The organism is Dehalobacter sp. DCM, from assembly GCF_024972775.1.
Taxonomy (GTDB): Bacteria; Bacillota; Desulfitobacteriia; order Desulfitobacteriales; family Syntrophobotulaceae; genus Dehalobacter.
This window is the reverse complement of sequence record NZ_CP092282.1, coordinates 3,519,200-3,541,950: the sequence shown is the minus strand read 5'-3', so window position 1 is coordinate 3,541,950 and position 22,751 is coordinate 3,519,200. Positions and strand designations below refer to the sequence as shown.

20 protein-coding genes, 1 pseudogene and 2 riboswitches are annotated in these 22,751 nt (G+C 45.7%); of the genes and pseudogenes, 16 read left to right on the top strand and 5 right to left on the bottom strand.

Annotation, left to right across the window (positions count from 1 at the left end; translation table 11 throughout):
- Positions 1 to 20 precede the first annotated feature (20 nt).
- Complete coding sequence (locus LPY66_RS16460) at positions 21 to 260, bottom strand: hypothetical protein (protein ID WP_337985337.1); 240 nt, start codon at positions 258 to 260, stop codon at positions 21 to 23.
- A gap of 78 nt (positions 261 to 338) precedes the next feature.
- Between LPY66_RS16460 and LPY66_RS16455 the strand changes: the two genes are divergently transcribed.
- Positions 339 to 1,439: a GIY-YIG nuclease family protein gene (locus LPY66_RS16455; protein ID WP_337985336.1), complete on the top strand. Its 1,101-nt coding sequence runs from the start codon at positions 339 to 341 to the stop codon at positions 1,437 to 1,439.
- Between the two features lie 39 nt (positions 1,440 to 1,478).
- Positions 1,479 to 2,669, top strand: a complete 1,191-nt coding sequence (locus LPY66_RS16450) for a transglutaminase-like domain-containing protein (protein WP_337985335.1) — start codon at positions 1,479 to 1,481, stop codon at positions 2,667 to 2,669.
- A gap of 56 nt (positions 2,670 to 2,725) precedes the next feature.
- Here the strand turns inward: LPY66_RS16450 and LPY66_RS16445 are convergent, their stop codons facing one another.
- Entirely contained in the window at positions 2,726 to 3,652 is a 927-nt protein-coding gene (locus tag LPY66_RS16445) for an arginine deiminase family protein (protein WP_337985334.1), read from the bottom strand.
- 191 nt (positions 3,653 to 3,843) lie between these two features.
- Here LPY66_RS16445 and LPY66_RS16440 point away from each other — a divergent pair, with 191 nt between their 5' ends.
- Positions 3,844 to 4,584: a type II toxin-antitoxin system prevent-host-death family antitoxin gene (locus tag LPY66_RS16440; protein WP_337985333.1), complete on the top strand. Its 741-nt coding sequence runs from the start codon at positions 3,844 to 3,846 to the stop codon at positions 4,582 to 4,584.
- A gap of 78 nt (positions 4,585 to 4,662) precedes the next feature.
- On the opposite strand, the gene LPY66_RS16435 is transcribed toward LPY66_RS16440, so the two are convergent.
- Complete coding sequence (locus LPY66_RS16435) at positions 4,663 to 5,490, bottom strand: endonuclease VIII (protein WP_337985332.1); 828 nt, start codon at positions 5,488 to 5,490, stop codon at positions 4,663 to 4,665.
- Between the two features lie 177 nt (positions 5,491 to 5,667).
- On the opposite strand from LPY66_RS16435, the pseudogene LPY66_RS16430 reads away from it, so the two are divergent.
- The 8 genes and pseudogenes from LPY66_RS16430 to LPY66_RS16395 form a co-directional block, all read left to right on the top strand.
- Positions 5,668 to 5,838 (top strand): annotated as a pseudogene (locus LPY66_RS16430) (ArsC/Spx/MgsR family protein); the annotation flags it as partial.
- Between the two features lie 96 nt (positions 5,839 to 5,934).
- Positions 5,935 to 6,819 carry an ABC transporter ATP-binding protein gene (locus LPY66_RS16425; protein WP_337985331.1) on the top strand — a complete coding sequence of 295 codons (885 nt, stop codon included), beginning with the start codon at positions 5,935 to 5,937 and terminating at the stop codon, positions 6,817 to 6,819.
- 5 nt (positions 6,820 to 6,824) lie between these two features.
- Complete coding sequence (locus LPY66_RS16420; protein ID WP_337985330.1) at positions 6,825 to 7,616, top strand: ABC transporter permease; 792 nt, start codon at positions 6,825 to 6,827, stop codon at positions 7,614 to 7,616.
- 12 nt (positions 7,617 to 7,628) lie between these two features.
- A complete protein-coding gene (locus LPY66_RS16415; protein ID WP_337985329.1) occupies positions 7,629 to 8,426 on the top strand; it encodes an ABC transporter permease subunit in 798 nt (265 codons plus the stop codon).
- 409 nt (positions 8,427 to 8,835) lie between these two features.
- Positions 8,836 to 9,576: a Yip1 family protein gene (locus tag LPY66_RS16410; RefSeq protein ID WP_337985328.1), complete on the top strand. Its 741-nt coding sequence runs from the start codon at positions 8,836 to 8,838 to the stop codon at positions 9,574 to 9,576.
- 27 nt (positions 9,577 to 9,603) lie between these two features.
- Positions 9,604 to 10,896 (top strand): efflux RND transporter periplasmic adaptor subunit, encoded by a 1,293-nt coding sequence (locus LPY66_RS16405; RefSeq protein WP_337985327.1) that lies wholly within the window; start codon positions 9,604 to 9,606, stop codon positions 10,894 to 10,896.
- Complete coding sequence (locus LPY66_RS16400) at positions 10,893 to 11,627, top strand: ABC transporter ATP-binding protein (protein WP_337985326.1); 735 nt, start codon at positions 10,893 to 10,895, stop codon at positions 11,625 to 11,627. The genes LPY66_RS16405 and LPY66_RS16400 overlap by 4 nt, the downstream gene beginning before the upstream one ends.
- Positions 11,624 to 12,808 (top strand): ABC transporter permease, encoded by a 1,185-nt coding sequence (locus LPY66_RS16395; RefSeq protein ID WP_337985325.1) that lies wholly within the window; start codon positions 11,624 to 11,626, stop codon positions 12,806 to 12,808. Before LPY66_RS16400 ends, LPY66_RS16395 begins: the two co-directional genes overlap by 4 nt.
- Positions 12,809 to 12,872: 64 nt before the next feature.
- Here LPY66_RS16395 and LPY66_RS16390 read toward each other — a convergent pair whose 3' ends face one another.
- Both LPY66_RS16390 and LPY66_RS16385 read right to left on the bottom strand, forming a co-directional pair.
- A complete protein-coding gene (locus tag LPY66_RS16390) occupies positions 12,873 to 14,513 on the bottom strand; it encodes a putative manganese-dependent inorganic diphosphatase (RefSeq protein WP_337985324.1) in 1,641 nt (546 codons plus the stop codon).
- Positions 14,514 to 14,610: 97 nt separating this feature from the next.
- Complete coding sequence (locus tag LPY66_RS16385) at positions 14,611 to 15,132, bottom strand: metal-dependent hydrolase (protein WP_337985323.1); 522 nt, start codon at positions 15,130 to 15,132, stop codon at positions 14,611 to 14,613.
- Positions 15,133 to 15,572: 440 nt separating this feature from the next.
- Here LPY66_RS16385 and LPY66_RS16380 point away from each other — a divergent pair, with 440 nt between their 5' ends.
- The 5 genes from LPY66_RS16380 to LPY66_RS16360 all read left to right on the top strand — a co-directional run bounded on the left by LPY66_RS16380 (position 15,573) and on the right by LPY66_RS16360 (position 22,750).
- Positions 15,573 to 17,108: a cell wall-binding repeat-containing protein gene (locus tag LPY66_RS16380; RefSeq protein WP_337985322.1), complete on the top strand. Its 1,536-nt coding sequence runs from the start codon at positions 15,573 to 15,575 to the stop codon at positions 17,106 to 17,108.
- A 95-nt stretch (positions 17,109 to 17,203) separates the two neighbouring features.
- Positions 17,204 to 17,399: riboswitch (cobalamin riboswitch) on the top strand.
- A 173-nt stretch (positions 17,400 to 17,572) separates the two neighbouring features.
- Positions 17,573 to 18,028 carry a glycine/sarcosine/betaine reductase complex selenoprotein A gene (gene grdA / locus LPY66_RS16375; protein ID WP_337985321.1) on the top strand — a complete coding sequence of 152 codons (456 nt, stop codon included), beginning with the start codon at positions 17,573 to 17,575 and terminating at the stop codon, positions 18,026 to 18,028.
- A gap of 11 nt (positions 18,029 to 18,039) precedes the next feature.
- Entirely contained in the window at positions 18,040 to 19,479 is a 1,440-nt protein-coding gene (gene grdC, locus LPY66_RS16370; RefSeq protein ID WP_337985320.1) for a glycine/sarcosine/betaine reductase complex component C subunit beta, read from the top strand.
- Between the two features lie 63 nt (positions 19,480 to 19,542).
- Positions 19,543 to 19,718: riboswitch (cobalamin riboswitch) on the top strand.
- A 245-nt stretch (positions 19,719 to 19,963) separates the two neighbouring features.
- Entirely contained in the window at positions 19,964 to 21,424 is a 1,461-nt protein-coding gene (locus tag LPY66_RS16365; RefSeq protein WP_337985319.1) for a sodium:solute symporter family protein, read from the top strand.
- A gap of 18 nt (positions 21,425 to 21,442) precedes the next feature.
- On the top strand, positions 21,443 to 22,750 hold the full coding sequence (locus tag LPY66_RS16360; RefSeq protein ID WP_337985318.1) for a glycine/betaine/sarcosine/D-proline family reductase selenoprotein B: 1,308 nt from the start codon (positions 21,443 to 21,445) through the stop codon (positions 22,748 to 22,750).
- Position 22,751: the final 1 nt, after the last annotated feature.

The window sequence follows — 22,751 nt, the reverse complement described above, 5'->3', positions numbered from 1 at the left end:
CCATATGCGGTGCCTTTTTTCTAACAAAAACATCTCAATCCTTGCAGATAAATCGAAAAATTATATTTTGCTATTTGGTTTTTTCGTAATATAGCCATAGACTCCGAGGTTTTCTTTAAGGCGTTCTGTAAAAGCTGAGAAAAGTTAACCTTTTTCTCTTCGCCTAGATCATTAAGCCATTTTGGAATGGTAAGGGGAAATGTAATTGTATATCCTTCGTCATCATGTTCAAATATAGCAGGATAAATATATCTATCCATTGAAATACCTCTAAATCATATTCTTTAATCCAATTCCTGCATTAATTTGTCTGTAACAGTTTTTTTATGGAGTAATATATGAACATAAAACAATTACTGAAAGAGGTTCCTCAAAATCCAGGCGTATATCGGATGAAGGATTCGCTGGGCAATATTATTTATATCGGTAAAGCAAAAAACCTTAGAAACAGGGTGTCACAATACTTTACGAATCAAAAGAACCGGGCGCCAAAAGTGGTGGAAATGATCCGGAATATTCATTCGTTTGATTATAGCGTCACTGATACAGAATTGGATGCATTTCTCGAAGAGTGCCGGCTCATTAAAGAAATAAAACCTAAATACAATAAGCTGATGAAGAATTCGGGCAGTTATTTATATCTTAAAATCCCTTCTGAAATGTTTCCGAAGGTTACGATCGTAAATGAAAAGTGCGATGATCATGCGTTATACTTTGGTCCTTTTACGAGTCGGCATCGGGTAGAGACCACCGTGGAATACCTGAATGATTTTTTTCCTATACGCAAATGCGCCGGCCAAAAGCTGCAAAAGCGGACGAATGGCTGTTTGTTTATGCAGATTGGCACTTGTCTAGGGGTGTGCACAGGGAAAGTAAAACCAGAAGTGTATGGTGCTCATATTCAGAAAATCCAGGATTTGTTGAACGGGAAGGATAGGTCACACGTCCGGGAACTTTCCAATAGGATGCATTCTGTCCTGAAAGAGTTAGACTATGAACTCGCTGCGAAATACTTGGAATATGCTTCAGGACTCAACCATGTGATAGGAAAGCAACGATTGGTATTATCTTCTGGTAAAAACCGAAATACGGTTGCAGTGGAGCTTATGAATAATGAATGCGCAAAATTATTCATTTTTAAAGGAAATTTACTGCTCTTTCGTAAAGTCATCAGCCTAACTGGCGAGTGTCATGAATTAAAAGAAGCGATCAGGCAAATCATCCTGGATATGTTCGTGCCGGAAAGAAATAATCAACATATGATGTCATCCGATGAGATTGATCAGGCGCAAATTATTTATTCATACTTAAGAAAGAACAGGAATATCATGAGTTTTGGTATTCCATTCAGTTATCTCAAGCGAGAAACAGTAAAAATGGATCGGCTGCTGGATAAGATCATTGTTTTCAAAACCCACCATTCTGGCAAAATTATATAAATAAGAAATTTTTATCGACGTATCGTGAGGTACACGCTGATGCTAAAAGGAGATTTCCTAACCGTCATATTGACTGCGTTATTTGCGCTGCCTGTCATCATGGGTTTTTTTATCACACTTTCCCGTGAAAAAATACATTCTTCCTTGCGTTCGTTGCTCTCCGGGGTTGAATTAATCGTGGCACTCTACCTGGCAATTTATCTGACCAGGGGGATCTTCTTTCAGCATGATGCCGGACCATTTGCAACGATCTATGCTTGGATTCCCGAGAATATCAAGAGCTTAGTCGCGGGGCAGGACATCGTGGTCTACCTCGTTTTTGTGCCGCTGATCCTTTTGCTTCTCCATGGCCTGCTCCGGCTTATTACCCATCCCATCGATACCGTTGTCTTAGGGGTTCTGGCCAATGGCCTGAATAAGGTAATCACGCTTGTTGGCAGCTGGTTTGGAAGAATCATCGGAGCTTTAGCGCAAATACCCAGGGCGGCAATGCTTGTTTTCGTTTCCGCCTTGCTGTTGCATTTCTCTAGCTATTATTTCCCATCCCAGACATTAACCCAGATGATGGCCAAGTCCTATGGGTATCAGCTGATCTATAAACATGCAGTCTCACCCGTTCTGAATTCCAATCTGGCCCAGAAGATACCGGTGTTGGTCAATGACTATTTCAAGCAAAATACAGGACGAAATCTGCAAGGAAATACGCAAGAAAATACGGTAGCGGATTCTGCCAAAGTCCGGGTTATCACTTATTTTAATGGTGCAACGCTGGATGAGGCGGTTAAATCAAACCAAAACATCGATGCCACCGCGCGGCAAGTGGTGGGCAGTGAACAGAACAGCCGGCAGCAAGCGTATTTCATCTATCGCTGGATTACCAAGAACATAACCTATGATGATGAGAAAGCCGTTCAGGTCAGTCAAGCTGCCAGCGGTATAGATTCCGGCGCGATCATCGCCTTCGACACCCGCAGCGGCGTCTGTTTCGATTACGCCAGTCTTTATATCGCTATGTGCCGGGCAGTGGGGTTAAAGGTCCGTTTGGTGACCGGCCTCGGGTACAGCGGTTCTGCATGGGGAGACCATGCCTGGAATCAGGTGTACATGCCGGAAGAAGACAGATGGATTGATGTCGATGCAACCTTTGGAACGGTACTCAATTACTTCGACAAGCCCGATTTCAACGTGGACCATAAGGATGCCATTGTGCAGGGGGAATGGGAGAGCTAATTTATTAGCCAATAGTTGATCAATGTCGCATGATGAATAGCAATTGTTCGGGTTGATTATCCCCGCCAGACGCGCAGGGTCAGGCAGCGTAGACTTCCGCCCCCAGCTAATAAGGCTTCAGGATGGAAGGGGATTATTTCAACGCCTCTGCGGCTTAACTCGTTTTGGGTTCTAAGATTCAAGGCAATATCATAATGAATGAATATATTTTCCTCAAGCGAAACAAAACTGCAGCCCCATAACTGCTGTTCCTGGTCAGATATTTCTATTATCTCCATTCCCCGGCGGGCCAGGATTTCTTTCAGATTAATTTCGATGCGCTGCTTTTCAGTAATCAGATACGTCTTTAAAAAAGCAGGCAAATAGGCCAAAGCCAGACTTTCACTGATTCTGCCGAAAATCATATCTGGGTGCATGTACCGTCTTTCCTGGGGGATTTCCGCATAAATGATTTGCGGGAAAAGTCGGAGAGCTTGACTGAAAAATCCCTCAATCGTCTTTCTGTCATGCCTTTCCGTATCGGCTATGAACAGAATTTCAGGTGAAACCGCCAGACATCCTTCAAATTGATCGCTGCCTGTAAAGGCATGATAGAGGGGAATACCGAGATTCTCCAGTGCTTCTCCGACAACCGTTTCTTCTCCTGCCCGACTGCCGGGACACATCTTGGAGAGAATTGCTCCATGGCTCGTAATCAAACACGTGTCGTTAAGATAAGGCAAATTGGGTAACGAATTAATCAGTTCACTATTTTTCCGGACATAATCCTGGAGTTGCAGCACTTCGACTCCGTGAGCGCGCAGCAGGTCGGCATAACGTTGATGTTCCGACAGAAATTGAGGAATATCAGGGACAGAATTAAATAGATATTGCTGAAAATTTTCCGGATTAACCATCGTCAAAGACCGCTCAGACGTATGGAGAATCACTTTGCGTAAACGAGCTAATTTTTCTGTACCAAATAATCCGAGATTCTTAATCATAGAATCTAACCCCTTCACTGCAATCGTAATAACAGGTAGTATTTACAGTTTCCTGGAGGGGTATGTTACGAAGAATGAATTGAAATCGAATAGACATCGAAGGGTAATGTATTAGCTATAATTTAATTGTTATTATAGCTAATATTTGTTATAATAATATCTAGTTAAGACTCTGGAACGAAGGTGATGGAATGCGCATTAACACCACGGATATGCAAAATGCCTTTGGTAAATATCTTGCGCTGGTGGAGAAGGAAGATATTATTATTACCAAAAACGGCAAGAGTGTGGCCAAGCTTATTCGCTATACCGAACCGGACTATTATCTGGTCCATGAAGAAGCAAAGAAGTATCACCCGACCAAAAAAGTTAGCTATGAAGAATATATGGAGCTGGTGGAATCCTCTGACCAACGCTATGAACTGATCGACGGTGAGATTTATCTGTTGGCTTCACCCTCCTTTACGCATCAGGTGGTTGTCAACGAAATATCAGGTCAGTTTTATAACTGTTTTAAGGGGAAACCTTGCCGGTCCTTAACTGCGCCGTTGGATATCCGACTTTTTGGTTATGCCACTAAGTTCGAGGAAGATCCGAATGTTGTTCAGCCGGATGTCGTCGTCATCTGCGATGAAGACAAGGTGAATGACAAGAACAAGTATGAGGGTATACCGACCCTGGTGGTTGAAGTCTTGTCGCCGTCCACCCGGAGCAAAGATCTGGTGGCCAAATTGAATCTCTATATGAAAAGCGGAGTTTTGGAATATTGGATTGTCAATCTGGAAAACAAAAGCATTCTTCAATACGCTTTTTCCAACGATAGAGAAATCAATTACCCTGTAAGCCACCAGCTGGACGATACGATTCAATCGGCTGTATTTCCCGACTTACAGATACCTTTGGCTGAACTATTCACTATCGATGGACGTTAAAAAACTGCCTTAAGCCTTCTCCGGCCTGGGCAGTTTTGGTTCGCAAAAACATTGATTTCTCTTATTTACCAGCTATGTTTATGTAATCAATTGACACACGGAACACCAGTAGATCGCGCCGCCCATGTAGGCGGCTTTTTTTATTTCACTGCCGCAAACAGGGCAGGGCTTGCCGACCGTGTTTTTACTGAGAATAGTTGTGTATCCGCCGGCGTTGCCAAACAGATCCTTTTCGGTGTCGCGGCCTCCCAGTCGGGTCATTTCACTAAGGGTTTCTTTGACGGCTTGGAACAACCTCGCATACTCTTCCTCGGACAGTGTACCTATTTTACGCTTGGGATGGATGCCGGCATAAAACAAAATATCCTGCAGTACGCCGTTCCCGAGGCCGGGGATGCGCTGCTCTGTAGCGAGAAAGGCTTTGACGGACAGCTTATCCGTACCGGTGGTTCGTAGCGCATAAAAGTAAGCGCTGTCGAAGGTGTCCGTAAGGGGCAGCGGTTTTTCGTGGGCAACCCGATAGTATTTATTATCATAATCGCCGTCCATAAACACAAGAATTGCTCCGTACATCTGAACCGAGCAGACAAGGGCACTTCCGTCGTCCAGGTCGACTAGGAGCTGGTGTTTCGGCGGCACCTGATTCTGGTCAGTATAATAACGCAGGTTAGCCCCGTCGCCGAGGACAATACGCCGCTCGCCGGCGGTGATTTCAATCATCGCTCCGATACCGAAGCTGTCCCCAATGACCTGATGGCCTAGTAATGTGCTGTAATCTACCGGGTCACCGTGATAAAACGCAAACTTATGAGGAGAGGCGTTCGCGGTGACGCTGCGGATCGTTCTGCCGCGCACCGTGTCATTCAACTGTCTGGCAATGGTCGTACTTTCCGGAATTTCAATCATTGTTCAGTACCTCCGCATCATATCAAATAAGCTATTTTTAGACACAGCGTTTATCTAAAGGATGTTACGCCGATGTGATATAATTAGGTAATCGAGCAGGATATTAAGGTAATTATACCATGGAATTTTACAGGGTTACTAAAAAAGGAGTGAACGGAATGAAGTAATACCAGCGGGCAGGCATATCGTTCCAACCGGTTAGCTGAGAGGATTCCCAGCTTAGGTGAAGCCGAGCAGTACGCATTGTTGGCCAGCGACGGTATGCTTGTAAAGCGTCCGATTTTTGTCAGCGGCGATATGGTGCTAGTTGGGTTTAAACCGGCAGAGTGGGGAAAGCTCTTGAAATAACTGACACGGATCGCGAAAGTTTATTTTGATATAAAGACGTATGTAGAATATAATCTGATGTAACAGTGTAATTTGTATTACGGGGAGGGTATCGCCGTGAACGTGATCGAAATCAAGAATTTGACCAAATACTACGGCAAGTCCAGGGGAATCGAAAATGTCAGTTTCACTGTGGAGGAAGGTGAGATTTTTGGCTTTATCGGGCCGAATGGGGCCGGGAAGTCCACCACGATCCGGACGCTGCTGTCTTTGATTTATCCCACCAGCGGCAGCGCGACTATCTTTGGCAAGGATTGCATTAAGTATGCTCCGGAAATCGCCAAGGAAGTCGGTTATTTACCCTCGGAAGTATTTTATTATGACAAAATGAAGGTCATCGATCTTCTGAAATATGCGGCGAGTTTTTATAAAAAGGATTGCAGTAAGCGAATCAACGAACTGGCAGAAATCATGGATTTGGATCTAAAAAAGAAAATTGATGATTTATCTTTCGGCAACAAAAAGAAAGTCGGCATCATTCAGGGGCTGCTCCACGAACCCAAACTGATTATCTTGGATGAGCCAACCAGCGGTCTCGATCCGCTGATGCAGCAGAAATTCTTTGAACTGCTGCGGGAAGAAAACAAGAAAGGGGCTACCATTCTTTTATCCTCCCATGTCTTAAGCGAGGTCCAAAAGCTGTGCAGCCGTGTGGCCATCATTAAAGACGGCAAAATTATCCGGCTGGAAAAGATCAGTGATTTGACGGAAAATAATTACAAGAAATTCAAAATTGACATGAAAGAGGAAATGGACAAAGATTACTTCGAACTTAGCGGTATCAATAACCTGGAGATAGATGGTAAGAAAGTGAGCTTTTTGTTCAAGGGCAATCTCAACCTTATCATGAAAAAGCTTTCGGCGGTAGAAATAACCAATATCTTAATCGAGGAGCCGAGCTTGGAGGAAATTTTCATCCATTATTATGAAAAGGAGGCCTGATGATCATGAATATCTATCTGCATGAACTGAGGGCCTATCGGAAATCGATCATCATTTGGGCATGTGCTATGACTCTTCAGGCAGTGGCGTATATTTCTCTTTTTAAAGGGCTCGGCCATGACATTGAAAGTTTCAGGGCGTTTCTCAATAACATGCCCGATGTGATTAAAAAGGGTTTCAACATTTTGGTTGACAGCATTTCTACCCTGGAAGGGTTTTATTCATTTGTTTTTTCCTTTGTGGTTTTATGTGGGGCTGTTCAGGCGATGAATCTCGGAACGGCTATCGTTTCCAAAGAGGTACGCGATAAGACAGCAGATTTTTTGATGACGAAACCCGTTAGCCGCAAGGGGATCATGACCGCAAAGCTGCTGGCCGCATTTTCTGCTTTGGTCATTACCAATATCCTCTATCTGGGATTGACGCTTTTAGCAGCGAACACCATTGTCGGTACGTTTAATTCCAGAGTATTCGTGCTGATTTCGCTGACCTTGTTCTTTGTCCAATTAATCTTCCTGGCGCTGGGAATGATGATTTCCGTGATCGGTAAGATTAAGTCGGTGATCTCCGTATCGCTGAGTACGGTTTTCGGGTTCTACATTTTAGGTTCCCTGGGATCGATTCTTGGTGAAGAAACCGTGCGGTATTTTTCGCCGTTTCGGTATTTTGATCCGGTGTATATCATTGAACACGCCGCTTATGAATCACCGTTTCTCGCGACAGGCATCGCCGTGACCATAATCGCCATCATTGCCAGCTACCAGGTCTACCTGAGGAAAGATATCCACGCAGTGTGAGGAGGGAAGACGATGAATATATTCTGGAGAGAATTAAAAGCGCATCGAAAAGCATTGATCATATGGAGCATCGCTATCTTCTTAATGATCGTCTCCTCAATCGGCAAGTTTACCGCTTATGCCGAAACGGGCCAATCCATGAATGAATTACTGTCGCAGATCCCCAGTTCGATCAAAGCGGTATTGGGGATGGGCAATTTCGACCTGACCCAAGTCAGCGGCTTTTACGGCATGCTCTATTTGTATCTTCTTTTATTGGCGACGGTCCACGCTTCGTTGCTGGGCGCCAATATCATTGCCAAGGAAGAAAGGGATAAAACGACGGAATTTTTGCTGGTGAAGCCTGTCTCCAGAGCAAAAATAGTTACGGCAAAATTATTGGCTTCGCTATTGAATGTGATTGTCTTCAACCTGGTGACCCTGATCTTTTCGGTGGCGCTAATGGGGAAGTACGCCAAGGGCGAAGATATTACAGGTGAAATCGGAATACTCATGGTTGGCATGTTCATGGTACAGCTTATATTCTTATTTATCGGAACAGCGACAGCTTCCGTAAGTAAACGTCCGAAATCCGCTGCCTCCGTCTCGACGGCCATTCTGCTTGTTACTTTCGTTATTTCGTCGGCGATTAATATCAACAGCAGCCTCGGCCCGTTAAGATATATTACGCCATTTGAATATTTCAAGGCAGACCAGCTCTTGAATGGCGGCGGTTTCGAACCGGTATTTTTGATCCTGTCGCTGGTGATCATTGCCCTGCTCGTGGTTGTGACGTATGGAGCGTATCAGAAAAGGGATATGAATGTGTAGAAATGATTGGCTGGCCTGTGACAATGACTATGCTGTCGGTGATCGCAAATCCATGGCGGCCGGTGCAGGGAAATATATGAATTTTGTAGCTATGGTCTTACGCCGAAAATAAGTGAAAGTCCCCAATTAATGACACCATCAATTATAAACGGCGATCTCTTTCTAGAGGGACGCCGTTTTTGATAAATGCTTCTTTCGATAATCCAACGAACGGTTCCGATAACCGATAAAATAAGATAACTAATACGGTCTGGACAAATGCGCTGTCGGTTTGGAAGGTAAATTTAATTCTGAAATGTGCCTGATAATTTGGACTGAAAATTTCATGGGTGAGAGGATAATAGACGATGGTGTAGAATAGGTAACAATTGACAGTTTTATAGATTTTGATAATGGGAGAGAGTGCACTATGGATGATTTAGACTTAAAAGAAACAAGAGATGATAATAACATGGAAACAGGCAACGAAACAGGTGATGCAGTAAAAATGTCACTTGGGGAAAAGTGTATCAAGGTCATAACGTCACCGCGCAAAGCCTTTACGGCAATTGCACAGGATCCGCGTTTTTTATGGCTGGCACTGATTCTCATCGTTATTACTGTTCTATCCGTTTTAGCCATTATTCCGGAGACAAAGGCCATGACGGAAAAAGTACTTCTTCAAAGCGGTTCGACACCGGATCAAATTGCTATGAGTATGAATATTATCATGATCGGTGCGGTTGTTGGCGGAGCGCTTGCCTTGCCGGTAACCTGGCTAATCCAAGCTGCCATTTTGGCCCTTTATAATCATCTCAGTCTGGGAGAAGCCCGATTTAAACAATTATTTGCTGTTGCTGTTTTTTCCGGGATCCCCGGGACTATACTGGGAATTATTACCACGGTACTGATCAAAACGCTCGGTTATGAATCAGCGATGAAGGTGACGACAAGCCTGGCCATATTTATGGGAACGGCAGATACGACAAATTTTCTTTACAGAGTGCTTCAGAGAATAGAACTGTTTAGTATTTGGGGCATAATCCTGTTTATTCTCGGCGGAGCCATTGCGATGAAAAAGAAACCCCGCGGCCTGGCGATCTATATTGGCGTTATCTGGATTGTGTTTGTCGTTATCAGTACCTTAGTAGGCGGCAGAGCGGCTGTATAACAGAATGGAGAAGGGAAGATACACTGCGTGGGAACACCGATAGGAATAGAAGAAACATATATGATACCAGAGAAAAGCCGGAAGAAACGCCGTCCCAAGAAGAAAATCGTTATCTTGGCAGCGGTCATACTGGTCATTATCCTGGTTGCTGTCAACATTTATCGGGTGAATAATATAGATGTTGTCAAGGTTTCCGCGACCGCAGCAACCGAAGAACATTTAGTGGAAACCGTACCGGCCTCAGGCACTGTGTTTACTTCTAACCGGGAAACGGTTCTCAGTGAAGTCAGTGGCACTGTCAGCGATGTTAAAGTGAAAATGGGTGATAAAGTAAAAGCCGGACAGGTTCTCATGATTCTTGACATCCCAGATGCGGATCAGAGACTGGCGGCAGCGCGGGCCAGCCTAGCTTCGGCCGAGGCAGCACTTTACCAAGCTGGTTCCGGTAATCAGTCGACTGAAGTGGCAGCAGCTCAGTCTGCCCTTGTTCAAGCTGAAAGCACCTATAACCAGAATAAAAAAAACCTGACATTAATGAAGGAGCTTTTTCAGATAGATGGAGCCAGCCAGGCAGAACTGGATAAAGCCCAATCTGATTACGATCTCAGCCAGCTCACGTATTCCAAAGCACAGGAAGATCTAAAACGGGCGCAGGCTGCCGCCCCGGCTAAGCTGAAATCGCTTCAAGCCAATGTTGATTCAGCGAGACTTCAATTAGAAGCAATTGAAAACCAAGTCGGCAGAAACGGCCTGATTTGCCCCCGGGACGGGCAAGTATTGTCCATTGCTGTCAATACGGGTGATCAAATTACTGTGGCAACCCAGCTCCTAACGATTGGCAATTTGTCGACGCTTCATATACAGGCCAGTGTTACCGAGAGCGAGGCGAAGAAAATAAAAGTGGGGCAAGCGGTAACATTCAGCGGAAATGCTTATCCTGGGGAAAAATATCAGGGCAAGGTCGTCCAGGTGGGGTTGGAGCTTATCAATAAAGTCACCAATAACCAAATGGATACCTGCCTTCCGGTCATCATCAGTATCGATAGTGGTTCGATGTTGTTCCCGGGATCCAATGTTGATCTGGAAATCACTACCGCCGACAGGACGGCACTGGTCGTTCCGGTCGAAGCATTAATCGATGCCGATGGGGGCGACAGTGTCTATATCATCAAGGATAGCGTTGCGCATCTCACAGCGGTGGAAACCGGTATCAGCAATGGCCTCACCATGGAGATCAAATCTGGGGTGAGCAAGGGCGAACAGGTTATACTCAGTCCTTCCGATCAGCTTAAGGATGGAAGCAGGGTCCGAGTAAAATGATAGAAATTAATAATTTGCATAAAGTCTACAAAACCGGAAGTGTTTCGTTTACAGCCCTTAAAGAAGTCGACTTGCATATTGCGGACGGCGAATTTGTAGCCGTCATGGGACCGTCCGGATCAGGAAAATCCACCCTGATGAATATCCTCGGCTTATTGGATCGTCCGACGGGAGGAAACTTTCATTTAGATCATGTGGATACCCGGAGACTGGATGAGTATCAATTGGCGATGGTACGCAATTGCAAAATAGGTTTTGTTTTTCAGAATTTTAATCTAATGCCTAGATTAAGTGCTTTGCGCAATGTGGAACTGCCGCTTTTATACGCCGGTGTCAGCAGCAAAGAAAGACAAAAACGTGCTGCTGAAGCGCTGGAACAGGTGGGCTTGATAAGTCATGCCAATCACCGACCCAATGAAATGTCCGGCGGTCAGAAACAACGGGTAGCAATTGCGCGGGCGATCATTAATAAACCAAGTATTGTCCTAGCCGATGAACCGACAGGTAACCTGGATAGCGCTTCCAGCTACGAAATCATGGCGTTATTTCAAGAACTGCACGCTAAGGGCAGTACAATCGTACTGGTTACGCATGAGCCGGACATTGCCCAGCTGGCCCGGCGGATCGTCCATTTCCGCGATGGCCGTCTGGTCAGTGATGAAATGGTCGATGCTCCGCTGAATGCACAGGATTTGTTGGAGCAGTGGCTGCAGCAAGGAGGGTTGGTATGAAGTTTACCGAAATGCTGCTTGTAGCCCTGGAGGGGATCTGGGTGAACAAATTACGTTCGACCCTGACAATGCTGGGGATGATCATCGGTGTCATGGTCGTTATTATTATCGTCACGTTGGGGCAAAGCATGAATAAAGCAATTACGCAGCAAGTCGAAGGAGCGGGAGCGAACTCTTTTACGTTAATGGCAACAGCCAACGACAACGGACAGCGGGGCAAACTCACCTTGGATGACTGCACGCTTCTAGCGCGTTCTATCGATAGCATCGACTTCGTCGTGCCCATCAAATACCAGACCTATTCGGCGGCTTTGCAAACACCGCGTAAAAAAATAAACGCCACCTTGATCGGAACGGGCTCTGATCTAACTAAAATACAAACAACATTATTCAATGAAGGTCGTTTTTTCAATGAAACCGAAAACCAGATCGGTCGACGAGTGGCTGTTATCGACCAGGACATGGCGGATGAGTTATTCGGCTCCGGCAGTCAAGCTGTCGGCAAAACCGTGAAAATCAACCGGGTATCGTTTGAAATCTGTGGGGTGACGAAACCTGCAGGTTCCTTAATGGGTATGCAGCAATCTGTTGCTTACATCCCGCTTAAGACACTGATGAATATGGATGGGACTGAGGAAATTCAGCAGGTTATCGTGAGAGTCAAAAGTAAGGAACAGTTACAATCGGCCACCAGCCAAAGTGTTAATCTCTTGGAAATGCGTCATTCAATGAAAAAAGTATACATGGCCCAAACCAATGAACAGACAATGGAAATGTATAGTTCCATCCTGACTGTGATTACCTCGGTTTTCGGCGCTCTGGCAGGAATCGCGTTACTGGTAGGCGGTATCGGCATCATGAATATCATGCTCGTTTCCATAACGGAACGCACTCGGGAAATCGGTCTGCGCATGGCAGTCGGAGCCCGGCGTCAGGATATATTGCTGCAGTTTCTGGTGGAATCCGCGACAATATCCGTGATCGGCGGGATCATCGGCATGATCTTGGGGATTGGCATCGGCGCAATCATTTCTCTTGTCTTTAATATGCCGGTTATTATTTCTGTGAAAACCATTCTGTTTGCATTTTGTTTTTCAGCAGTCATCGGTATGGTTTTTGGTCTGTATCCGGCAAACCGGGCAGCAAAACTTGACCCGATCGATGCGTTAAGATATGAATAAATAACTTCTTGTTATTCTCAATTCCAAATAATAGAAATATTAGTGGTTGGATTTTTTCATTTTGCTAATGACTATCAGCCGCAGCAGAAATCAGCGGAATGACTTGTTTCTTTCTGGATACCACACCGGGTAAGTGGACCCTGTTTTCCCCGAGATCCACATTAAACGCCATGGCGATTAATTCCTTCTTTTCACCGGCAAAAAATACTTCTGACGCTTGATTAATAATATCCGTGACAAAAAGCATCAACAGGTGATAGCCGTTGTCCATACAGAGCTGTTTCATGAAGGTGACAAGGGATTCTTCCATTTCCGCTATTTTTTCACGATCCATAGTAAATATTTGACCAATCCCCACTTTATATTTGCCAAAATTAAATTCTTTAAAGTCCTGGTAAAAAATCTCTTTGACCGTTTTTCCTTGCAGTGAGGACCCTTCCTTAAACATCCGATAGGCAAATTCATCAATATTGGCGATTCGGGCAATTTCCGCGAGTTTCTCTGCGGTGATCCGGTCAATATAGGTGCTTGTTGGTGATTTAAATTTGAGGGTGTCGGATAAAATTGCCGAACAAAGGATACCAGCGATGGTTTTTGAAGGTCGGAATCCCATTTCGAAATACATATTGGCAACAATGGTAGACGTACTGCCAACCGGTTCATTGCGCACGAAAACAGGGCTGTTAGTTTGGATATCCCCTAAACGGTGATGATCAATAATTTCTAGAATCTCTGCTTCCTCAATGCCGTCAACGGCCTGTGACTTTTCATTATGGTCGACCAGGATCACCTTTTTCTTGCGTTGGGATATCAGGTGATACCGGGATATAAACCCCTTAATGCGGTGATTGTCATCGACAACAGGATAACTCCGATATCGAGTTTTCAACATCTTATCCTGGATATCGTCGATAAAATCATCCATGTCAAATAGGATAATATTCTGATCCGTCATGATGGCGCCGATAGGAATACTTTGATTGACCAGACGGGCGGAGGTGAACGTATCGGTGGGCGTGGTCATAACGATACTCTTTAAACCGGAGGCTTTTTCCAATACGGCCTGTGTCGGGGTATCTCCGCAAGTAATAATCAAACAATTCGCTCCGGAATCCAGCGCCTTGAGTTGAAGCACCTCCTGGTTGCCCGTAATCACAATATCGCCGCTTTCGATATATGACTGCAAAGCGGAGGCATCCAGTGCCGCGACGACCACTTTGCCGGTAGTTTTAAAGTCCTCTTGCGATCCGCACAGAAGCTTGGCATTTAATGTTTCGGCAATATTCCGTAATGTCGTGGATGTGGAAGCGATGATGTTATTATCCATGGCGTCCATGTACTTATTGGTGATGTCGGATAAGGTGACTATCCCCAGAAGCTTCTCGTGTTCATCCACCACCGGTATGGTTTTGACGTTGTTTCGTTTCATCAGATTCCATGCCGTTTTGATTGAAATATCGGAAGACACCGGAAAGGCCTGATCCATATTGATATCACAGACCTGAGTTTTTACCGTACCGATGAGTTCCGGTATTTTTGCACCAAAATAACGAATAATGAATTCCGTCTCGCGATTGATGTCACCCAGTATGGCCGGAATGGCATCAATGCCCATTTTCTTTTTTAGCTCGGCATAAGCGATCGCCGAACAAACAGAATCCGAATCCGGATTTTTATGACCGATAACAAATACGGATGTACTCATTACATACTACTCCTCACACTTATTTTTTCGCTATCCTAAACTGACCGAAAGCCGACGGTATCACCTGTCCGGGCTTTCAAAAAACGGCGATTCCTTTTTAGAGGACACCGTTTTTTATGAACACGTTAATCCGATGGCGGACAATAATTTTTATGATAAAATACAGGATAATGATAAACCCGATAATTTCCGGAATGTATAGCGTCGGATCACTTATTAGCCGGAGCAAGCCGCTTTTGATCCAGGCGCTGTTCGGCGGTGCATAAAAATCCAAACCGTAAAACGGCCAATAAAATGTCTGCGGAATCAGCCACATGGCGTCAAAGACGTCGTGCATTAAACAGCTTCCGGCAAGTACCAGCCAGCCATTTTTCCGACACAGATAATAACGAACGATTCCAATCCCCAATAAGAGCACGATAAACAGTAGGGTGTGGGCAAATACTCTGCCGGTCTGGAAGGTTTCAGCAAAGAGAATTCGGCCGATGGGTTTATCGATCACATCGGGTAAAATGGATCCAATGAAGACGACGCGGTAATCCATGGTGATTTTCCCCAATGATTTCTCGGCTGCCTTAGCCGCCAAACCGGTTAGTCCCAAATGTCCAAAGAAAATCATAGCGTATGCCCCCAGGTTAAATATGGGTAATTAACAATGTTAGCGAATCAAGAAGAATAGTCAAATTAAGAATAGTCAATTAAGAATATGGTGGATCAGTCCTTATTGTCAATACTATGCGTTTATATTCCGTTCATATTGGAAATATTCGAAAAAACGACCGGCTGACAAAGGGGTATTTTACCCCGGTCAGCCGGTCATGTGTTGAATCAGATAAAACAAAACAGCGTAATAATAAAAAAATCACTAAAGGGATAAAAAACTCTAAATATAGATGCTGCCTGGTATAATGCAACATCTTTTTTTGTTATTACCAAACTTTGCTAGACTTTTTTCCTATAATTTCAGAAGGAAGTAAAACAGGATTTGCTATATAATTCTTCTCAGTATTCTTTTTTAATATACTATTTACTTACTTACTATTTTAGGAGGAAGAAAGAATGAGTTTTCGAAGAAATTGGCTAAAGTTCCTGCTCGCGATGGCACTGGTGTTCACATTCACTATCCCTGCGATGCCGCTGTCAGCATACGCTGCCCAGACAGTTGAAAATCAACGGCTCGCAGGGAATAACCGGACGTTGACTGCGATTGAAATTTCAAAAGAGGGATGGAATGCAGGCTCAAATGCCGTTATCCTAGTTCGTGATAACAATTTTCCGGATGCATTAGCTGGGGCTGTCCTGGCAGCAGCCTATGATGCACCGATTCTTTTAACGAACAGTAAAACATTATCTCCTGATACAGCGCTGGAGATCGAACGACTCCAAGCGCAAACGATCTATATTCTTGGCGGTATTAGCGCGGTATCCACTGCAATTGAGGAGAATCTAGATATTGACTATACGGTTGAGCGGATCACTGGCGGCAACCGTTATGAAACCTCCGCAAATATTGCCAAATATTTGCATGAAAATCAGAAACTACTGACGAAGAAGGCTGTTATCGCCTATGCGCAGAATTTCCCCGATGCCTTAGCGATTTCATCTTGGGCAGCGCAAAACGGCGTACCGATTCTGTTATCAGAAACCAATTCCCTGCCGGCAGCGACAAGTGACGCTTTATCGACACTGCAAGTAACCGACACGATTATTACCGGCGGGACTGGCGTCATCAGCGCGCAAGTGGAGTCCAAGCTTCCGAACCCAATCCGTTATGGCGGAAATAATCGTTATGAAACAGCGGTCAGCATTATCAATGGCCTTGGTCAAGCGACGGATACCCTCTTTGTTGCCACCGGGCTCAACTTCCCCGATGCCTTGGCAGGTTCCGCGTTAGCGGCTAAGCAGGGTAAAGCCATTTTGCTCGTCGGCAACGGCATTGACCCTTCCGTACAAACCTTTTTATTAGGTAAGGTAGGACAAATTAATAAAATTTATTCTGTCGGCGGCACCACTGTTGTGAAGCCATTGGCTCTGAATCAGATCTATTCGTGTATCGTTTTGGAGCAACCCGACGAAGCGTTTGCCAACGCAATGAATGCGATCAAAGCGCTGGATAAGGATACTGTAAACCGCTATTTCAGTTACGATGAATTCATCAATTCGGATGAAGCAACAAGTGCCACAATCACAGATGAAAATATTGCTTTGTTTTATGCCTATCTCGATGACAACATTGTATCGACAACGATTAACGGGGATACAGCAACCGTAACAGCAGAAATTACCAATACGGATTTCGCAGCCGTCTTGGATGCCTACCTCGATGCGGTCGCTGAATTGGCGTTGGAACAGTCATTATTGCCTGAAGAAGAACAATTGACTGATGAGGAAATTTTACAGGTGGTAGAGCAGCTCCTATTTGACGCCATTGCCAATGAGGAGCAAATGGTAACAACAACAATCGATGTGACTCTGGTGAAGAATAATAATAGCTGGACCATTACCATGGATGACGCATTAGTGGATGCGATCATGGGCGGACTCATCAGCGCATTTGAAGATCTGCTGGGAGAACTAGAATCAGAATTAGAATAAGTTAAATCATATGGTATGTATCAATCATCCGAATCGGAACATCTCCTGTACGAAATCATTGACAATCTATTGGATTTATTGTAAAGTAAACTCAAATTCTATATGATGATTAAGGTGCCCCGCGCATGGGGAGAATAGGGAATCCAAACATTGTCAAATCTGGACAATGAACGGAGCGGACCCACCACTGTAATCGGCGAGCGATCGGATAGCCACTGGTATAAGCCGGGAAGGCCTTCGAAACAAGCAATGACCCGTAGCCAGGAGACCTGCCTTTAAATTGTCATCGGGGATGAAGGTAAAGTCCTGCGATCAAATTTTCTGATTTGATCACTGGACTTTTTTTTGTATATCAGTGCAACTGGGGCGTGAAGGCTATGATCGCCTTCACGTGCCAAAGACTTGACGCCAGCCAAGTTTTACTTAATTTGAGAAAAAGGTAAATCAAAGGAGGGGAGAATGTCATGTTAAAAGGGAAAAAAGTGATTATTATCGGTGACCGGGATGGCATTCCGGCTCAATCATTGGAAGAATGTGTTATGAGCGCGGGCGGTGAAGTGATCTATGCGATGACGCATTGTTACGTTTGAACATCGGCTGGGGCAATGGATCAAGAAAATCAGGCACAAATCCGGAAACTTGCTCAGAAGTTCGGCCGTGAGGAACTCATCGCTGTACTGGGGAGTTCGGATCCTGAAATGGCGGTGATCGCTGCTGAAACGGTAGCGGGCTGTGACCCTGCATTTTTTGATCCGTTTGCAGAAGCCCAGTTTGGGCTGAAGTCTTATCATATTGCAGAACTCAAAGCATTTGTTGATCAGCAGATTTATTTACGGCATATGGAAATGAGCGAAATGATCCTTGACATTCCAGCGATTGTTCAAGAGGTTTCCAATGTACGGAAACAATTCTTTCCTTAGGAAGTGACTGTATGAGCTTTCCGGTCATCAAAGGAGCAAGTTATGCCTTATTTCATACACCCGGACTTCTTTTGCAGCAGGCAAGCGCAGAAGGTAATGTTTCCACGCATTTGCTCGCGGATGAACTGCGCAGTTTTGGAGAGGCTGTATGTTATCCGCCGAATCAGGCTTTTATTGGGAATCTTTTTCCCAAGGATTTATTGAATATCCCCCGTCCCTGGTATCATCATGCTTTGCCCGATGCGAAGCGTTTCGGGCGCTTCGGCGAAATTTTCCCAGAAGATGAATTTTTGGGATTGCTAGCTGCGGTTGACGTCAATGGCCTTGTGTGCTTGGAAACGGGTTTTAAACAGGCCGTCTTCCCAAAACTTCGTGCACATCCTGCTGTATCGATGCTCAAAGGGATATCCTCTGCCCAAAATGATTCACTTTCTAATGAAGAGATTGCAGAATCGATTCAAACAAGGGAAGCCTTGCCATTGACCTTTGACGGAAGTACCATCGGGTGTATCCAGAAGGCAAGCATTTCGGATCCTGCCCTAGCCGCCTCACGGATCGCAGAGAACCTCATTGCCAAGGCTTCAGCAACGGCAGCGCTGCAGCTCCTCTTCAACAATACTGGCCTTCATCCTCTGGACGTAGACTATATTTTTGAAGCATCTGAGGAGGCCTGTGGAGATATCCGGCAAAAGGGAGGCGGTGGTTTCGCCAAGTCCATTGCCGAAGCCTGCACCTGTTCAAATGCCAGCGGCGCCGATACGCGTGCATTCTGTGCAGCCCCAATGCATGCCTTGCTGCAAGCTGCAGCATTCGTACAGTCAGGGATCTTTGCAAACGTGATTGTCGTAGGCGGCGGCTGCTGTGCGAAGCTTGGCCTCAATGCAGGAATCCACCTTAAACACGGGATGCCTGTCCTGGAGGATATGTTAGGAGCCTTTGCCATTCATATCAGTAAGGATGACGGTTTCAATCCGATTTTGCGTACGGATCTAATTGGCAGAATGAATGTAGGCTGTGGCGATTCACCGCAACAGGTTTTTCGTTCCCTTATCGCGGAGCCTTTAACAAAAGGCGGCTATAAAATATCAGAGATTGATCGTTATGCCGCAGAGCTTGTGAATCCAGAAATCCTTGAGCCTACAGGGTGTGGTGATATTGCTGAAAAGAACTATAAAATGATCGCTTCCTTGGGTGTGCTAAATAAAGAGATCGATCGTAGCGAGATTCAGGAACAGATCCGCCGCTTTGGAGTGCCTGGCTTTGCGCCAAGTCAGGGGCACATTCCTTCAGGAGTGCCGTACATTGGGCCTGCGCGGGAACTAATACTGAGGGACAACGTGAAGCAGGTGATGATCATAGGGAAAGGGAGCCTTTTTTTGGGAAAACTCACGCGCCTTTACGACGCTCTTTCCTTGCTCATCCAGAGAAACCCAAAATATTCCGGTGTTTGAAAAGCCAGGAAGAATCATATTAGGACAATTAAAGACAGATTGAATACTTCAGAATAATATAAATAACTTCGTATATTTGCAGGTGCCCCTTTTGGGGAGAATAGGGAACCGGGTGTGATTCCCGGACGGACCCGCCACTGTAAAGAGGAGCGTATACAGATACCACTCCGGTTATGATGGGGGAAGGTGTAATACGCAATGATCCAAGCCAGGAGACCTGCCTGCAAATTTCTATGCCAGCTTCGCGAACGGGCTGGTTTAGGTGATGGATGATGGAAAAATCCGCACTCTGTTTGAGATGCGGGTTTTTTATTTATCATTTATTTTGAAAGGGGGGATCAACATGCATGCGAGTACTATTTTTATTGGAACAATCTTGTTTTTTTGTTTTGCTGCGATAGGCATATCCATCTTCGGCAAGGGCTTCTTTAAAAAGTTTGACTAGCAACGCATCATTTAGAACGAGTGAATGAAAGGGGAATTCATGATGGAAATCGGCAAATACATTGCCTTATTTATCTTTTTTATCGTATTGCCCTGCTGGGCGGTTTACTATGGACGAAGCGGTATGAAAAGTCTGGAAGGATACGTTTTTGGCGGCCGGATGTTAGGGCCTGTCACCTCGGCTTTCACGGCTGCAACTGCAGCTACCAGTGCAGGCTTGTTTGTCGGCGGAGCGGGTATGGCTTACAAGTATGGCTGGGGCGGCGCTACTTGGCAGCTTGGAGCAGCTTTGGGCGTATTTATCAGTTGGTTTCTGATTGCGCCAAAGATTCGTGAGGTGTCCCATAAAATCCAAGCCATTACGACACCGGAATTGTTTGTGAAAAGGTATGGATCCAAACACTTTTATCCAATCGTCGCATTTTGGATTGTTCTTTTCAGCATTCCTATGCTTGTCGTCCAATTACGATCGGTAGCATTAACCCTGGAGAGCTATCTGGGGATACCGTACCTTTGGGCGCTGATCATATTTAGTGTGGTACTGGTTGTTTTTTCTTCGTTGGGTGGCCGTAAGGCGATTGCCTATCTGGATGTCGTCCAGGGCATGATCATGATTACTGCTGTTACAGCGGCTATTATTGTTGGTTGGAGAGCGGTTGGTGGTATCTCCGGACTGGATACTTTATTGGCGCAGAAAAACTACAGTTTAACGACCTTTTTTGGAGAAATGCCGCGTTCGCTCTGGTTTAATTTAGCGTTTGTCTATATGTTCGGCTTATTCAGCAGTCCGCATATTATTCCGGCTTTTTATGGGATGAAAGACGGCAAAACCGCACGATTAGCTTTTCCTATGGGGGTCGTCATCTCCCTGTATTGGACGTTTGCCGCAGTCTTGATTGGTTTGATTCCACGGGCGCTGGGCATCGCCGTCGAAACATCGGATAAAGCCTTCGCTGTATTTTTGGCGCAAGTAGCGCCTGGATTTGTCGGATTGCTGATGATTTTCTGTTTACTCGCGGCTGTTTTTACGACCTTGGATGCTTTGTTGATGGCAGCCGGATCCAGCATCGTGCACGATGTTCTCTGCCGGATTAAAGGAGTCAGTTTGACAGAAAGACAAGAGCTGCGCTTTGCGCGGATTGCAACGGCCGTGATCGGAATCATCGCATTTATTCTGAGCGAAATACAGATCCCTCTGATTACCATTGTCAATGCCTTTGGTTTTGGTGCTTTTGTCATTGTGATTGGCGTGCCGATGATCCTGGCATTGTTCTGGGATAAGGCCAGTCGGGAGGCCGCCTTTTTCTGCACGATTGCAGGGCCCATCCTCTATATCCTGTGGCATTATTTTTTGGTAGATATCACCGGCCTTGGTGAACTTCCCGGTACCCTGATCGTAGTACTCACGGTGTCCATCATCCTGAGTTTGCTCAAACCGGCAAATCAGCAAAGCTATTTCCGGCAATATCAGGAAACCTATTTTCAAAAAATAAAGGCTTAAAATAGGAGGAGACGGTTCGTGCGAATACTTTACTATATGAATCAATTCTTTGCCGGGATCGGCGGCGAAGAAAAAGCGGACACCTCTCTGCTTTTTATGGAGGAGCCAATTGGACCGGCAATCGGTTTTGGCTCTCTTCTGGATCAATCATTGATGGTGACGCTCGTCGCAGTTTGCGGGGATAACTATTTTCACAGCCATCAAGAGGAAGTATTGCAGCAAGTGGTTGCCAAGGCGAAAGAGCATCGTATTGAGATGGTCATCGCCGGCCCTGCATTCAACGCAGGCCGATATGGTCAGGCATGTGGGGCAATAGGCGAGGCAGTGGCTCGGGAGCTACGGATACCTGCGATCACTGGAATGTACGTGGAAAACCCGATGGTGGAACTGTACCGCCGCTCGGTTTACATTGTCCCTACTACCGGGAAAGCAGCCGGGATGAGAGATGCACTCAAAAAAATGGCGGCATTGGTTCAAAAAATGACGTCCGATACACCTTTGGGATCTGCCCGTGAAGAAGGGTATATCCCTCGCGGCTTCAGAAAACTGGTCTATCGCCAGGAAGATGCAGCGAAGCGATTGGTGGATATGTTGGAGGCAAAACTGAAGGGCCAACCCTTTCTCACCGAACTCCCGATCCAGGAGATGGACAGCGCAGAACCGGCACCCCCGGTTGCTGACCTCAAAACAGCCAAAATCGCGCTTGTAACGACGGGAGGACTCGTGCCACGGGGGAACCCTGACGGGATTCGTTCTTTCGGGGCGGAAACGTGGGGCGTCTATGATATTTCCGGAAAACAGCTTTTGAACGGCTCGGACTACGAGACCATCCACGGAGGGTATACACCAACTTACGTGAACGCAGACCCCAATGTTCTTGTGCCGGTGGAGTTGATGCGGGAAATGGAAGCAGAAGGGGTATACGGGCAGTTGCACAGTAAGTTTTATTCAACTTCCGGTGTGGGTGCGGCGGTCAACGTCAGCCAAAAAGCCGGCCAGGAAATGGCTTGGCAGTTGCAGCAGGAAGGCGTGGACGGGGTGATCCTGACTGCGACCTGAGGGACCTGTACGCGTTGCGGTGCAACGCTCGCCAAAGAATTAGAGAAAAATGGGATTCCGACATGCGTGATTACCGCCATGTACACCCTGGCCGTCAATGTGGGAGCCAATCGGGTGGTGGCAGGTACAAAGATTCCGCATCCTTGCGGCGATCCGGCGTTACCGGCTCAAGGCGGTAAGGAGATCAGCCGCAAGTTGTTAGCCGCTGCGCTGGAAACGCTGGAGCAAAAACTGGGAACATCACCAATTGTCATAAACGATCTCTAGG